Here is a 14,066-nt window from a genome sequence, read left to right on the forward strand (position 1 = left end):
ATCCTGCGCGACGCCGTGTTCCGGCGAAGCAAGCTTGCCGTAGCGCTTTGATTTTCCCTATAGTTTGCCGATGAAATGTATCCGGCGCGCCGATCGCGTGCCAGCCGAGGGATCATGAAGACACTGAGTATCGGCATCGCAGGGGCCGGCCCGGCGGGTCTTGCGGCGGCACTGTTGCTGTCGCGGCAGGGCCATCGGGTTGAACTGCTCGAGCGTTTCCAAGAGGCGTCACCCGTTGGTTCCGGGCTGATGCTGCAGCCGACCGGCCTAACGGTGCTCGACGCGCTGAACCTGTTGCAGCCGATGATGGCGCTCGGCAGCCGGATCGACCGCCTTCATGGCGCGGACGCGAAATCCGGGCGGACCGTGCTCGATGTGCGCTACGATGCGCTTGCCGGTGGCCGCTTCGGGCTGGCCGTGCAGCGGGCGGCTTTGTTCGGCGTGCTGCACGATGCCGTCGTTGCGGCCGGCATTCCCATCCGCACGGGGGTGACGCTGACCGAGGCGACCACCGCGGGCCAAAAGGCGTTGCTGCTGGATGCCTCGGGCCAAGAAGTCGGACGCTACGATCTCGTCATCGATGCGACCGGCGCACGCTCGACCATAGCGGCAGGGAGCGCGACGGCGCCCGGTGTGCGCGAGCTTGCCTATGGCGCCTTCTGGGCGACGCTCGACAGCGATGACCTCGCCCATGACCCAAACGCGCTGACGCAGCGCTATGACCGCGCCAAGGTGATGATCGGCATCCTGCCGGCGGGCCGGGCGCGAGCCGGGGACCGCGACCGCGTCGCCTTCTTCTGGAGCGTCAAGGTCGGCGATGCCGACGCCGTGAAGCGCGCGGGCCTCGACGGATGGAAGGCGGGTATTCGCGGTTACTGGCCTGACTGCGTACCCTTGCTCGACCAGATCGACGACTGGGACCAGCTGACGCTGGCGCGCTATGCCCACCGCACCATGCGCCCGCCGGCGTCGGGCCGCGTCGTCTTTATCGGCGACAGCGCCCATTCGACCAGCCCGCAACTGGGGCAGGGCGCCAACATGGCGCTGATCGACGCGGCGACGCTTGCTCATGCGCTGTCGCTTACCGACAACATCGACGCAGCACTTGCCGCCTATGGCCGGGCAAGGCGCAACCATATGGCGCTGTTCCAGATGCTGTCGCTGGCCTTCACGCCCTTCTACCAGTCGGATTCGGCCGCCCTTGCCTGGCTGCGCGACCGGCTGGTGGCGATGATTGCCCGCATGCCTCCGGCGCCGGCGCTGCTCGCCTCGATCGTCTCTGGCACGCTGATCGATCCTTTCGCTGCTGCGGGGCTCAAGGAATGCGATTGGCGCGCCGTTCGCTCTCAACCCGTCGCCGAAAGCGCTCTCGCAGTGCCGGCTTAATTCATGTCGCGCAAGAGGGTGAAGCGGTCTTGTGATTGCGGTATGCGCGAAAGAATGACGGCAAGGTGCACCAAGCGATAGTGATAGGTCGCGACCTGCCTGCGCCCATCGCAAGATTGCCGCACGCGTGGGCCGACAGCCTCTTGGACGTCATGCGAAACGATGTATAAGGCCCGCTTCCTCAAGGGGGCGACGACGCCGTTACGGGATAATAGTTTGCGTTGGCGAGGTGTTGCGATGACCGATTTTGTGTCTGCCGTTCTGGTGCATGTCGCCGATGTCGAGGCCGGGCTCTCCTGGTACCACCGGGCCTTTCCGAGCGCCGAACGGCGCCGGCTGGACGCCTTCGATTTCGACTATCTGAAGATCGGCTCGACCCATCTGGAAATCGTGCCGGCGGATGAGAAAGTGGCAAGCGGCGCGGCCGGTTCGGTCGTCTATTGGCAGGTCGAGGATTTCGATCGGGCGCTTGACCATTTCAACGGTCTGGGCGCGCCGCTCTATCGCGGGCCGCTGGCGATCGAGGACGGTCTCTGGATGTGCCAGGTTCGCGATCCCTGGGGCAATTGCATCGGCCTTCGCGGGCCGCGTGCCGGCGCGCCGGAGGTATAGGGGGCTCGTTTCGTCGCTCGCAAAATGAGTCGCGAAAGCGTTTTATCTTCTTGTTTCCAAGCGGTTTCCGGCCTCTATGCGGCCTTGGATTCCAGCCCCTGAAGGGCGCGGGTCAGGGCGTCGTAGCAGATGGGGTCGAGGCCGGTCCCGACATCGGCTGCCATGATCGCGAGCGCCTTTGCAGCCGGCATGGCGGCGCGGTAGGGCCGGTCGGCCGTCAGCGCATCGAAGATATCGGCAACCGTGACGATGCGCGTTTCGAGGTCGAGTTCGCTGCCCGCCAGGCCATTGGGGTAACCGCTGCCGTCGAGCTTCTCATGATGGTTCCGGGCGATGGTGGCGAGCCTCCGAAAGGCGTCGATCCGCTCCAGGATGGCCGCGCCAAGATCGGGGTGGCTCTTCATCGCCTGCCATTCCTGCGGCTCGAGCTTGGCGGGCTTGTCCAGAACTTCATTGGAAACGCCGAGCTTGCCGATGTCGTGCAGCAATGCGCCGCGCACCAGCCAGCGTTTGCGTGCGCGACTGAAGCCGAGCTCCGTCGCGATCAGGTCGGCAAAGAGCGCCACGCGCTTGCTGTGGCCGCTGGTAAAGGGGCTCTTGGCGTCGATGACCTGGGCGAAGCCGTCGGCGATGTCGTCGAGCAGGTCTTCGTCCACGGCCTGTGAAAACCCCGCGGGCTCAAGCCCAAAGACGCGGCTGTCGAGCTTGGGATCCTCCAGCGCCGACCAGAAATCGGGGTCAGCCACGACGTCTTCGTAGACGGAAGCCAGATGCGGGTCGAACCATTTTCCGGCACGGCGCCGCACTTCGCGGCAGGCCGCCTTGCGCCCGGAGGTAATGAAGAAGACGTCGACGACCTGGGCGAGAAGCGCGATGCGCGCCAGCAGCGAAATCTCGGCGCCCTTGCGCCCGAGCGGTTGGCCGCGACCGTCCCAATGTTCGTCGAGATCGAGGATGGCTTTAGCGACCGGTTCGGAAAAGCGCATGCGGCGCGCGATCTCGGCGCCGCGCTCGCAGCGGGTTTCGATCAGCTCCCGGTCGATCTTGCCGCCGCTCATGGCCAGGCTCAGAACCGTGCGCAGCTTGACCGCGAGGCCCGAGCGCACGGCTGTGTTGGCAGCGATGAAGCCGAGAACCTGCGTGAAGCTGTTGTCGATCAGCTTGGCGTTGCGTTTGAAATCATGGTCGCTGGTGGCAAACAGCTTGCAGATGCGGGCCGCGTTGCTGCTGCAGCCGAGGTCCTTCAAAAGCAGGGTGTAGTAGAGATCATGTTTCTCGGCGTCGGAAAGGCCGAGCTTTTCGCCAAGGTGCATGCCGATCCAGCAGCAGCGCACGCTGTGGCCCGCCGGCTGGCCGTCCGTCAGGTCGAGCGCGTAGCTGAGTGCGCTGACGATTTCCGCAAGCCGCAACTTCTGCGGCTGACGCTCCGACCCCGATATCCCCGCCATGCTGACGCAATCCCCAATCCCTGCAGAGGGACGTTATCTGCCAAGGCGTTAAGGCGGGATTAGTGCGCGCGAGATGTGGGCGACGCGGCCTGCGGTCCTCCGGACGCCCCGCAGCGTTGGCCACGGGCTCTATTCATCGGACTGGATCGTGGCACCGGCTCAGGTCCGGGGCTTGCGCTTTGCTTACGCAGCCCGACGGAAATCCTCTCGGCCGAGGGCAAATTCGACGGCGGCGTCCGCATGGATTGCGGTGGAATCGAAGCCCGGCAGGGGCAGAGCCTTGGGGTCGAGGATCAGGCAGATCTCGGTGCAGCCGAGGATCACGGCGTCAGCACCTTCGGCCTCGGCCTTGTCGATCAGCTCGACCAGTGCCCTGCGCGAGGTGCCAAGCACCTTGCCGGCGCAAAGCTCGTCGAAGATGACGTTGTGCGTCAGCGTGCGGCCGGCAGCGTCGGGCACCATCACCTCGATGCCGTGGCTCTTCATGCGCTCGGCGTAGAAGCCGTGCTCCATGGTGTAGCGGGTGGCGAGCAGCAACGGCTTGCGGATGCCGGCATCCTTGAGGCGGGCTGCAGTCTCGTCGATGATGTTGATCAGCGGGATGTCGACGGCCGCCTGAACAGCGTCTGCAATCAGGTGCATGGTGTTGGTGCAGATCAGCACGCAGTCGGCACCGGCGGACTTCAGCCCGCGGGCAACATCGGCGAGCCTTTTCGCGGCTTCGTCCCAGCGGCCTGATTTCTGCAGGTCGACGATCGACTGGAAATCGACGGAGTGCAGCAGCACTTCTGCCGAATGCAACGCACCCAGCCGCTCGCGAACGGCCTCGTTGACCATGCGGTAATAGACCACCGAGCTTTCGAAGCTCATGCCGCCGATAAGGCCGATCTTGCGCATTTCCATCATCGCTTTCCCTGTGCCTGTCGCCGCTCGCATTGGTGCTTTGCGGCTGTCGTTCGATTGAGGGAAATATGCCGGACCTTCATGCGCAATGGTTTGCTTTGATGGCGCGAGAATTGCATTTTGGCGCGAAGGATTTGCGCCTTCCTGGTGGATTGTGCAAACATGCCGCGTGCATGGGAATTGAAATGGGAGTGATGAGCGTGATCGACGAGCGAGATCGGAAGCTTTTGGCGCTGTTGCAACAGGATGGCAGCATGGCGGTCGGTGAACTTGCCGACCGGGTGAACCTTTCGCTTTCCGCCTGTTCACGCCGCATCCAGCGGCTGGAGGAGGCGGGCTACATCGCCAAGCGCATCGTCGTGCTCAACCGTGAGCGCATGGGCGTGCCGACCACTGTGTTCGCAATGATCAAGACCGCGCATCACTCCGACGAGTGGATCGAGGCCTTCCGGAGGGCAATCAGCGACATTCCCGAGATCGTCGAGGCGCATCGATTGACGGGAAACTACGATTATATCGTCAAGGTCGTGCTGCCGCGGGTCGAGCATTACGATGTGGTCTACAAGCAGATCGTGCGCAAGGTGGAACTCTTCGACGTTTCCGCCTCGATCTCGATGGAAATCCTGAAAAGCGGCACGGCGGTGCCGGTCGATTATGCGGAGTGACTGCGCGGAGGCGACGACCTCTGCCGTTACGATTGGACGAGGAAGACCAAGGTCTCAGGCAGCACCCCGTCATGCGCCATGGTCTCCGCTGCCGCCTTGGTCTGCATGAAGGCGTCCAGTTTTTCCATGTCGGCAACGTCCATGACCAGGCCGACGCGGTTGGATGCCTTGTTGTCGACGAATGTGCGAATGTTCGTCACGCCGATGGGTTCGAGCACCTTCTTGCGCAGAGGTGAAGCGAGCCAGTGTTTGGTGTCCTTGACATCGTGATAGACCATGACTGTGGGCATGGTGGCCTCCCTTCGGGATTGGACGTAAATCCAAGTGCACTGCTGCGATGTGTTGCCTTCACTTCAATGACAGGACGAGTGTGGCTGTTTTCGGCCTGTCATCCCAAAGATATGTCTGCCCTTATTTCGGGTTAGCCCGAATACAATAAGCTCCATGGGCGGGCGCGGCGATTGTCCCACCGGATGCGATCACGGTCTATTCGAGGCTGCCAAAAAAATGACGGACCCGAACCATGATCTCTGGTTCCAAGGGTCCGTCACGCAGAATGGATGAATTTGGTGTGCCCTGACGCTAGGGCGGGTCTCGGGCGACCCCGATCGGGGCCGCCTGTGCTGGCATGCAGGCTATCGTGCGCTCTAAAGCGACAGGCCTGATGCGTTGTCCTTCGAGTGTTCCGGCGCATTCACATGTCTGTGCCGGCAGTTTTGGCCTTAGGGGCAGGCGGTTTGTTTCAGACGAGGTTGGTCTCGACATCGATGTTGCCGTGCGTTGCCTTGGAGTAGGGGCAGATGGCGTGGGCTGCATGGATCAGCTCGTGGGCGACGTCGCGGTCCAGTTCCGGCAGGCTGACATTGAGCCGTGCGCGCAGGAAGTAGGAACCGTCGTTGACGTTCAGATCGATCTCGGTGTCGACAGCGAGACCTGCCGGGAGCTTGATCTTTCTCTGCGCGGCGGCAACCTCGATCGCGCCGATGTAGCAGGCGGACCAAGCAGCACCGAAGAGGTTTTCGGCGGCCGGATGCGGCTGCGCCAGCTTAAGTTCGAGCATGCCGTCGCTGCTCTTGGTGCCGCCGTTGCGGCCGCCGGTGTTGTGGGTCTTGCCGGTGAAAAGAAGCTTCTCGGTCATGGTGGTATCCTTTCTGGTAAAGTTTTATCGTATCCGCTTCAATCGGATGCGAGATAAATATGCCAACTGAAGCGGGATGTCAATAGTGTTGCGATTTAATCGGATGCGATTTATATAGGTGGAGAGAAAGAGGACAATGGAACAGGATATACCGATGCCCAAATCCCCGACAGCAAAAGCTGCGCAAACCGCTCAGCCGTCCGCAGCACAGGCCGACAACGGCGGCAGGAAGCTTTCCAATTTTCTGTGCTTCGCGATCTATTCGGCCAACCTCGCCTTCGGTCGCGCCTATAAGCCGATCCTCGACAAGCTCGGCCTGACCTATACCCAGTACGTGACGATGGTGGCGCTGTCGGAAGAAGACGACCAGACGGTCGGCACGCTCGGCGAAAAGCTCTTCCTGGAATCGAACACGCTGACGCCCATTCTCAAGAAGCTTGAAGCCGAGGGCTATCTGCAGCGCCGGCGCGACCCGGCCGACGAACGGCAGGTGCGGGTGACGTTGACGCCGGCCGGCCGCAAGCTGGTCGAAATGGACCCCGGTTCCGCACTGACGGATGTGATCGGTCTCGGAGACGACTTTCCGGTCGTGCAGCAGACGGTGGTGAGGTTGCGCGACAACCTGCTGCAGGCGACGCAGGGCGGCTCCGGGAAAGGGTAGGGGATCGCGGTCGAGCGACCGTTAGGCCTTGAATTGACCGGGAAGGACCGCCTCGCCAGTGTGTACGCGCGTTTGGCGTGCGTCAGGTGCAGCTGTTGATGGGTGATGGTCGGCTGAGAGTCTTGGCCGTCGAGACAAGAGCCGCGTGGGACGGCGCAATAAAATCCGGCCAAGAATTGGTCGCTCGCTGGATGGCGGCTGCGCGAGGCATGCGATCGGTGCCCAATGGTACCCCCTGGAACCCCACACGCCTGCGGGCGTATTGCCAACGGAAAGGGGCGTTGCGGTGGTCTGCGCCTGTTGCCTGCCAAAGCCACTGTCGTTGCTATGCCTGGGATTGAGGCGTGAACGGATGACGTTTGCTGTCTCTGCCCGGCCACTGATCATGCGTCTGTCGCTTCGTGCCCGTGGCGTCGTGTGATCACGCCGCAGAGCGCTTGGCCGGCGCCAGCATTTCGGCAGCCTTCGAATAGCCGCCGTCCAATCCGTCGAGGAAATGCAGGTGCGAATCCGGCCGGCCCGAGGGGACCAGGCAGGTCATCAGAGCGTGAGACTGGCGATGCAGTCCGAAATTGACCTCGCCACGGTGCCTGGCGGCGACAAGAAGGGTTTCGACCCGGTCGATCTGTTCGCTGGTGCAATCGAGCGTCAGGCGCAGGCCGTCATCGTATTTGCGAAAATCCGAATTGGCCGCAACCGCTAACCAGCGAGCAGGATCGACATGGCTCCGCTCGTCCTTGGGTATGCCGATGGCATCCGGCACCGGATTGGATTGCCGCGGCCCGGCCTCGAGCACGGAGAGAACGCGTCTCGCCAATGCGGCGAAGTCCTGCGCGCCTGTCTGTGCTGTCGGCTCAACCAGCAAGGATAGAATTTCGCCGCGCTGGCTGGCAAACGGCTTCCACTCGCACCTGAGGCCGGTGAGGTTCGGCTGCGACGTATCCGTGTGCGGCTTTACCAGATAGCGCCCGCGCTTGATCTCGTGTTCTGCCCACTTCAATCCGCCGCCGGCAAACATGGTGTAGGTCGCGTCCTGCGATGCCGCGTAACGCGCGATGGTCACGTCGTGTCCATTGGCGCGGACTTCGCGCACGGGCAACAATCCCGTTCGAAGGGTGAGGCCAAGGCTGCGCTTGGCGAAGGCGGCGACTTGCCGCAACGCTGATGTCGCGGTTTCGGCGGCCCCCGGCGGCAAGGCGAATGCCGCGCCGTCGCCGCGAAAGACGAAGGGAAAATCGAACGTGCCCCAGGCATTGCCGAAGGCGGCGATTGCCGAGGCGCCGGCAAAGTTGACGTCCTCGTAGCGGCCCGACCGGGTTGCCGAGGTCGAGTCGACGACATCGGTGATGGCGATGAGCCAATCACCGGGCAATGGCTCATAGATGGCCGGGTCGAGCATATCGGAGAATTTGCTGTGGGCTTGCGGTGGCTGAGCGTGTTCGCTGTGCATTATGTGTTCCCGGTCGGTATGGGGACGCGAGGTCCGCCGGGCGAGCCGGCGGACCTCGGCTGGTCGCGTCAGATCAGATTGGTCGCGACGTCGATGTTGCCGTTCGTCGCCTTGGAATAGGGACAGATCTTGTGGGCGGCATGGATCAGTTGATGGGCGATATCCCGGTCGAGGCCCGGCAGGCTGACATTGAGGCGAGCGCGCAGGAAGTAATTGCCGTCATCGACATTGAGGTCGATCTCGGCGTCGACCTCGGCTCCTGCGGGAAGCGCAATGTTTCTTTCAGACGCGGCGACCTGAACCGCGCCGATGTAACAGGCCGACCAGGCGGCGCCGAACAGGCGCTCTGCAGCCGGATGCGGCGCTGACAGCCGCAGGTCCAGCTGGCCATCGCTGCTGCGGGTGCCACCATTATGGCCGCCGATGTTGTGTGTCTTGCCTGTGAAAAGAAGCTTCTCAGTCATAGCTGTATCCCGTCTCTGGATTAACTCATGTCCGATTAACTCGGATGCGATGTAAATACAGAAAGGGAATTCCAATGTCAATCAAAATGCGATTTAATCGGATGCGATGTGTTTGGCGCAGGTCTGCGTGCCGTTTGAACGCGCAGGCCGGTGCTCTATGGAATCTGCGCGCTCACGTGCCGATAACGGTTTCGAACGAGGAGGGCGCGATCGCCCTGGGCGGTATGCCGCTCGCGTTTGGTGGTTCAAGCCGCCTGCTCGGCAAAGACCAGCCGGAAGCACGCTCCGCCGCTTGGCGAGGCCAGAATGCGGATTTGCGCGCCGTGGCGCTGAACGATCTGGAGAACAAGGTTCAGGCCGAGACCAGCGCCGCGATCGCGCGGCTTCAGCCGGTGAAACGGTTCGAATACGCGTTCCCGCTCGGCTTCCGGAATGCCGGGCCCGTCATCGCAGATCTCGATCACCCGGTCGCATGCGACGCGGACGACGATCGCTCCCTGATTTCCGGCATGCTCGATCGCATTCTGGATCAGATTGGTGATGGCGCGTGACAGCGACGCCGGATCGCCCTGGATCGGCGACCGCTCCACCTCCGGCTCGAAGGAAAGTTCATAGCCCTGGTCGATCGCCAGCGGTGCGAGGTCGGCGGCGACGTCGCGGCACAGCTCGACCAGATCGACCGGCGTCAGCGGTTTCGCATTGGCTTCAAGCCGCTGCAGGTCGAGCAGCTGTTCGGCAAGCGCCGAGATTCTCTCGCAATCGGCGATCAGCCTGTCGCGATCCGGGCCGGGCGCCAGCGAGTCGAGCCGCGCCTGAAGGATCGCGACAGGGGTGCGCAGTTCGTGCGCCGCATCGAGGATGAAACGTTGGTGACGATCATAGGCCTGGTCGAGGCGGTGAAGCGCGCCATTGATGCCCTGAACGAGGGGCCGGACTTCGCTCGGAATGGCCGTTTCCGTCAGCCGGTAACTCCGCCGGGCAATATCGATCCCGTCGGTTTCGCGCGCGAGCTCAGAAATGCCCTTGATGGCGCGATTGACGATCCAGGGGACGCCGATCACCGTGACGATCGCGAGCAGCACCAGCATCGGGGCGAGCGACACGCGTGAAAAGGTGAGGATGAGGGATTGCTCGCTCAGGAGTTCACCCTGTCCGAAGACGGTGAAATCGCCGGCCGGACTCGAACGACGCCTGAGGACCGCAAGATAGGGCGAGGGATCGCCGACATCCCGAAGATCCGAATAGGTCATCCTGTCGAGTGTCTGGCTGATGCCCTTGTAGATCTCCGGCACTTCGCCAAGCTGCAGGATCTCGCCCCGGTCGCTGCGGGCGATGAACCAGAATTTGGGATGTCTGACGAGCACATCCGCCAGCTTGTCGGTTTTGGCGAAGGCAAGCTTGCCGTCCGGGCCTCTCTCGATCGCCGCGAACGCCGTCTCGACCGGTGCCGGGCCGATGAGCACACCGCCTTCGTCGGCGACGACAAGCAGGGTGACGAAGGAGAGGCCGAAGACGAGAAGGATCGCCAGTTGCAAGACCAGAAGCTGCGCGATCAGGCGTTGCTTGAGGGACCGGGGCCAGAGCATTCTCACCATCTGCACCCTATTGTTAGACCGGCAACGCGGTGCATCCGCTTATCTCGCCCGTTCCTGCGCCTGCGGCCGACGTTGTTCTACCGCATGGTGACATCTGCAAACACTAGATTGCACGGACATTACTTCGATATCCTTGCCGCATTTTGGGGAGCGGCAGGGGCGTACCAACGAGGGAAAGTAGGGAAGGCGCCAGCCGATTCGGGCGCAGAGCATGTAGTTCACCACCTTATTGCAGTGCCGGCGCAAGCGCCATGCCCGATTTTGCAAGGGCGAAATGCGAAGCCGGAGGTTGTGCCGGTGTGCCGGTGCTCCACATTTGCAAAAAGTCAAATCGGGATCAGGACCATGCAGGACAGGCATCATGTCGTCGTCGTCGGTGGAGGGTTCGGCGGGCTGCAGCTCGTCAACGGTCTCGCGGGTGCGCCGGTGCGCATCACGCTGATCGACCGGCGAAACCATCACCTGTTCCAGCCGCTGCTCTATCAGGTCGCAACCACGCTGATCGCCACCTCCGAGATCGCCTGGCCGATCCGCAACCTCTATCGGGACCGGCCGGAGGTGACGACGCTGCTCGCCGAAGTGACCGGCGTCGATGCCGGCGCCAGGACCGTGTCGCTCAAGGGCGGGCAGACGATCGATTACGACACGCTGGTGATCGCCACCGGCGCGACGCATGCCTATTTCGGCCATGACGAATGGGAGCCGGTGGCGCCGGGACTGAAGACGCTGGAGGACGCAACCACCATTCGCCGCCGCGTGCTGCTTGCCTTCGAACAGGCGGAACTGGAAGAGGACCCGGCGGTCCGCGACGCGCTTTTGACCTTCACCGTGATCGGCGCCGGGCCGACGGGCGTCGAGCTGGCCGGCATCATCGCCGAAATGGCGCATAGCACGCTGCCTTCCGAATTTCGCCGCATCGATACGCGCCAGGCGCGGGTCATCCTGGTGGAGGCGGGGCCGCGCATTCTGGCCGCCTTCAGCGAGGATCTGTCCGATTATGCCCGGCGCGAGCTGGAACGGCTAGGCGTTGAAGTTCGGACCGGAACGCCGGTGACGGCCTGCACGGCGCAAGGGGTAACGATCGGCGAAACCTTTGTCGCCAGCCGCACGCTCGTCTGGGCAGCAGGCGTTCAGGCATCACCCGCCGCCCGCTGGCTCGGCATTGCCGAGGACCGCGCGGGGCGCGCGATCGTCGATGCCGATCTCAGGGCGCCCGGCCATGACGATATCTTCGTCATCGGCGACACCGCCTCCGTCGCCTATGACGGCGGCAAGCCGGTGCCGGGCATAGCGCCGGCCGCCAAGCAGCAGGGCGCCTATGTCGCCAAGGTCATCTGCGCGCGGCTAACGGGAAGCAAGCAGCCAGGCGAGTTTCGCTACCGCCACCAGGGCAGCCTGGCCACGATCGGCCGGCGGGCGGCGATCATCGATTTCGGCCGCTTCAAGATGAAGGGCGCGCTTGCCTGGTGGATCTGGGGCATTGCCCACATCTACTTCCTGATCGGCACGCGCAGCCGCTTTGCGGTCGCCTGGAGCTGGTTCTGGACCTATCTCAGCGGCCAGCACAGCGCCCGGCTGATTACGCAGAAGGAAACCTTGCGCGACGGGCAGTAGCGCTGCGGCAAGGGCAGGCGGGCTGAGCAATCCCGGCAGCAATGGCGGCAGGGCATTCGCACCCGATGGATCGGCGGCGGACGGACATTTTTGCTCGGCATGGCTTGCCCGCCGAGGTCGGCGGCGATCGTTCAGCTTGCAAGAAAGTCTTTGCTTTACAAGCATCATTTGTATGCTAAGTCTCTGATATTATGCATGTCGCTCGACCGTGCGCAGCGGTATCGAGCCAGCGATGTGCATGGGGACCAGGGGGCCGGCATGCCGCATGAATCCGTTCATGGGTGGCCGGTTTTGGAGCCATGATCTGATCTGCGTGGGGGAGACGGAGATGGCGGATTTGATACATCCAAAGGCGATCGAACATCTGCCGATGTTCATCACGCCACCGGGGCAGCCCGACATTTTGTTCAATGTCGTCGCCGTGTTTCTGCTCATCGTCATCTTCATGATCGGCACGTTCTACCTGCGCCTGCACGCTCTGCCGGAGCAGATGGCACATGGGGCGAGCAAGGCGAAGTTCGAGGTCGTGGCGGTGCTGGCGCTGATCGCGCTGTTCACCCACAACCATCTCTTCTGGATCGCGGGTCTGCTTTTGGCACTGGTTGATCTGCCCGACTTCTGGTCGCCGTTGAAGTCGATCGCGCGGTCGCTGGAGAAAATGTCGGGCCGCGAGCCGGAGCCGGAACTGGACGCCCATGGGCATGCCATGCCTGCTCATTCGGTTGTTGCCGAGCCGGCGACCCCCGTTGTCCAAACCAACGTCGTTTCGACCTCGACCGACGGAAGGGCATGATCCATGTTCGAATTCCTGCTCTGCTCGATGCTGACCATCCTTCCCGACTATCTCTATCGCCGTTATGTCCAGGGCCGGAGGTTCGGCCGCGAGATCACGCTCTATTCCGTCTGGTACGAGCTTCGCTACGGCATCACCGCCTGCGTGATGCTGACGCTGACATTGATCACGCTGGTGTTCTATTTCCATCCGTCGACGAAGACCGTCACCTCGGCTTTCCGAACGGTTGCAATCCTGCCTGAGACGGGCGGGCGTGTGGCCGAGATCTTTGTCAGCCTCAATCAGGACGTCAAGGCAGGCGCGCCGCTGTTCCGGCTCGACAGCACGGAGCAGGAAGCAGCCGCCGAACTGGCACGCCGTCAGATCGCCGAGGTGGATGCCGAGACGACTGTGGCGCAGACGGAGCTTGCCGCCGCAGACGGCCTGATCCAGCAGGCGGAAGGCGCGTTTCGCCAGGCGCAGGACCAGCTTGAAACCCAGACAGAACTGATGCGCCGCAATGCCAATGTCGTGGCTCCGCGCGAGATCGAGCGGCTGCAGGTGGCCGCCGACGGCCGCAAGGGCGCAGTCGATGCGGCTATTGCCAACAAGCGCACTCTGGAGACGAAGATCACGTCGCTGCTGCCATCGCAGAGGGCCAGTGCCGAGGCTGCGCTAAAGCAAGCCCAGGCTGACCTGGACAAGACCATCGTGCGCGCAGGCACCTCGGGCACGCTGCACCAGTTCACACTGAGGGTTGGCGAAGTGGTCAATCCGATGCTGCGCCCGGCCGGCATCCTGGTGCCGACCGAGGCCGGCAAGGTGGCGCTGATCGCCGGTTTCGGCCAGATCGAGGCGCAGGTGCTGAAGGTGGGCATGATTGCCGAGGCCACCTGCGTCGGCAAACCCTTCACCATCATTCCGATGGTGGTGACCGAGATACAGGACGTGATTGCCGGCGGGCAGCTGAGGGCAAGTGACCAGCTGGTCGACGTGACGCAACTGGCAAAGCCCGGAACGCTCACGGTCTATCTGGAGCCGCTCTATCCCGGCGGCCTCGACGGCATTCCGCCGGGCAGCAGCTGCATCGCCAACGCTTACACCAACAGCCACGACGAGCTGGAATCGCCTGATATCAGCTCGCTGCGCTGGTTCTACCTGCACGTGGTCGATACGGTCGGTCTGGTACACGCGATGATCCTGCGCATGCAGGCGGTGATGCTGCCGGTGCAGACGCTGGTACTCGGCGGGCACTGACGGGTCAGCCGCACTCGAGGGCAGGACGGCGCGGCCTGGAGGAAATTCGCGCAGGCGCCCAGGCCTATTCCGGCGTTCTGGTCTAGCGGCTCAAACGCGAT

14 protein-coding genes are annotated in these 14,066 nt (G+C 63.1%); 7 read left to right on the plus strand and 7 right to left on the minus strand.

Going from position 1 to position 14,066, the window contains the following annotated elements; all coding sequences use genetic code 11:
* The first annotated feature begins 114 nt into the window (after positions 1–114).
* Together BLJAPNOD_RS10995 and BLJAPNOD_RS11000 are read left to right on the plus strand one after the other, a co-directional pair.
* On the plus strand, positions 115–1,386 hold the full coding sequence (locus BLJAPNOD_RS10995; protein WP_115419826.1) for an NAD(P)/FAD-dependent oxidoreductase: 1,272 nt from the start codon (positions 115–117) through the stop codon (positions 1,384–1,386).
* A gap of 237 nt (positions 1,387–1,623) precedes the next feature.
* Positions 1,624–1,998 carry a VOC family protein gene (locus BLJAPNOD_RS11000; RefSeq protein WP_115419827.1) on the plus strand — a complete coding sequence of 125 codons (375 nt, stop codon included), beginning with the start codon at positions 1,624–1,626 and terminating at the stop codon, positions 1,996–1,998.
* 74 nt (positions 1,999–2,072) lie between these two features.
* On the opposite strand, the gene BLJAPNOD_RS11005 is transcribed toward BLJAPNOD_RS11000, so the two are convergent.
* Both BLJAPNOD_RS11005 and BLJAPNOD_RS11010 read right to left on the minus strand, forming a co-directional pair.
* Positions 2,073–3,446 carry an HD domain-containing protein gene (locus BLJAPNOD_RS11005; protein ID WP_115419828.1) on the minus strand — a complete coding sequence of 458 codons (1,374 nt, stop codon included), beginning with the start codon at positions 3,444–3,446 and terminating at the stop codon, positions 2,073–2,075.
* A 183-nt stretch (positions 3,447–3,629) separates the two neighbouring features.
* Positions 3,630–4,349, minus strand: a complete 720-nt coding sequence (locus tag BLJAPNOD_RS11010; RefSeq protein ID WP_115419829.1) for an aspartate/glutamate racemase family protein — start codon at positions 4,347–4,349, stop codon at positions 3,630–3,632.
* A gap of 200 nt (positions 4,350–4,549) precedes the next feature.
* On the opposite strand from BLJAPNOD_RS11010, the gene BLJAPNOD_RS11015 reads away from it, so the two are divergent.
* Complete coding sequence (locus tag BLJAPNOD_RS11015; RefSeq protein ID WP_077500227.1) at positions 4,550–5,014, plus strand: Lrp/AsnC family transcriptional regulator; 465 nt, start codon at positions 4,550–4,552, stop codon at positions 5,012–5,014.
* A 26-nt stretch (positions 5,015–5,040) separates the two neighbouring features.
* Here the strand turns inward: BLJAPNOD_RS11015 and BLJAPNOD_RS11020 are convergent, their stop codons facing one another.
* Complete coding sequence (locus BLJAPNOD_RS11020) at positions 5,041–5,304, minus strand: hypothetical protein (protein WP_077500194.1); 264 nt, start codon at positions 5,302–5,304, stop codon at positions 5,041–5,043.
* 452 nt (positions 5,305–5,756) lie between these two features.
* Entirely contained in the window at positions 5,757–6,152 is a 396-nt protein-coding gene (locus BLJAPNOD_RS11025) for an Ohr family peroxiredoxin (RefSeq protein WP_077500196.1), read from the minus strand.
* Positions 6,153–6,306: 154 nt separating this feature from the next.
* On the opposite strand from BLJAPNOD_RS11025, the gene BLJAPNOD_RS11030 reads away from it, so the two are divergent.
* Complete coding sequence (locus tag BLJAPNOD_RS11030; RefSeq protein WP_077500229.1) at positions 6,307–6,813, plus strand: MarR family transcriptional regulator; 507 nt, start codon at positions 6,307–6,309, stop codon at positions 6,811–6,813.
* A gap of 421 nt (positions 6,814–7,234) precedes the next feature.
* Here BLJAPNOD_RS11030 and BLJAPNOD_RS11035 read toward each other — a convergent pair whose 3' ends face one another.
* From BLJAPNOD_RS11035 to BLJAPNOD_RS11045, 3 genes are all read right to left on the minus strand, one after another.
* Positions 7,235–8,263: a DUF3095 family protein gene (locus tag BLJAPNOD_RS11035; protein WP_115419830.1), complete on the minus strand. Its 1,029-nt coding sequence runs from the start codon at positions 8,261–8,263 to the stop codon at positions 7,235–7,237.
* 68 nt (positions 8,264–8,331) lie between these two features.
* Positions 8,332–8,727, minus strand: coding sequence for an Ohr family peroxiredoxin (locus BLJAPNOD_RS11040; protein WP_115419831.1), 396 nt, complete (start codon positions 8,725–8,727; stop codon positions 8,332–8,334).
* A 245-nt stretch (positions 8,728–8,972) separates the two neighbouring features.
* A complete protein-coding gene (locus tag BLJAPNOD_RS11045; protein WP_244610917.1) occupies positions 8,973–10,313 on the minus strand; it encodes a HAMP domain-containing sensor histidine kinase in 1,341 nt (446 codons plus the stop codon).
* Positions 10,314–10,667: 354 nt separating this feature from the next.
* Here BLJAPNOD_RS11045 and BLJAPNOD_RS11050 point away from each other — a divergent pair, with 354 nt between their 5' ends.
* The 3 genes from BLJAPNOD_RS11050 (at position 10,668) to BLJAPNOD_RS11060 (ending at position 13,965) form a co-directional block, all read left to right on the plus strand.
* Positions 10,668–11,936 (plus strand): NAD(P)/FAD-dependent oxidoreductase, encoded by a 1,269-nt coding sequence (locus BLJAPNOD_RS11050; protein ID WP_115419833.1) that lies wholly within the window; start codon positions 10,668–10,670, stop codon positions 11,934–11,936.
* Positions 11,937–12,264: 328 nt separating this feature from the next.
* On the plus strand, positions 12,265–12,729 hold the full coding sequence (locus BLJAPNOD_RS11055; RefSeq protein WP_244610918.1) for a hypothetical protein: 465 nt from the start codon (positions 12,265–12,267) through the stop codon (positions 12,727–12,729).
* A gap of 3 nt (positions 12,730–12,732) precedes the next feature.
* Positions 12,733–13,965, plus strand: a complete 1,233-nt coding sequence (locus BLJAPNOD_RS11060) for an HlyD family secretion protein (RefSeq protein ID WP_115419834.1) — start codon at positions 12,733–12,735, stop codon at positions 13,963–13,965.
* The last annotated feature ends 101 nt before the right edge of the window (positions 13,966–14,066 follow it).

Origin of the sequence: Ensifer sp. M14 (genome assembly GCF_003355565.1) — a bacterium.
Taxonomy (GTDB): domain Bacteria; phylum Pseudomonadota; class Alphaproteobacteria; order Rhizobiales; family Rhizobiaceae; genus Ensifer.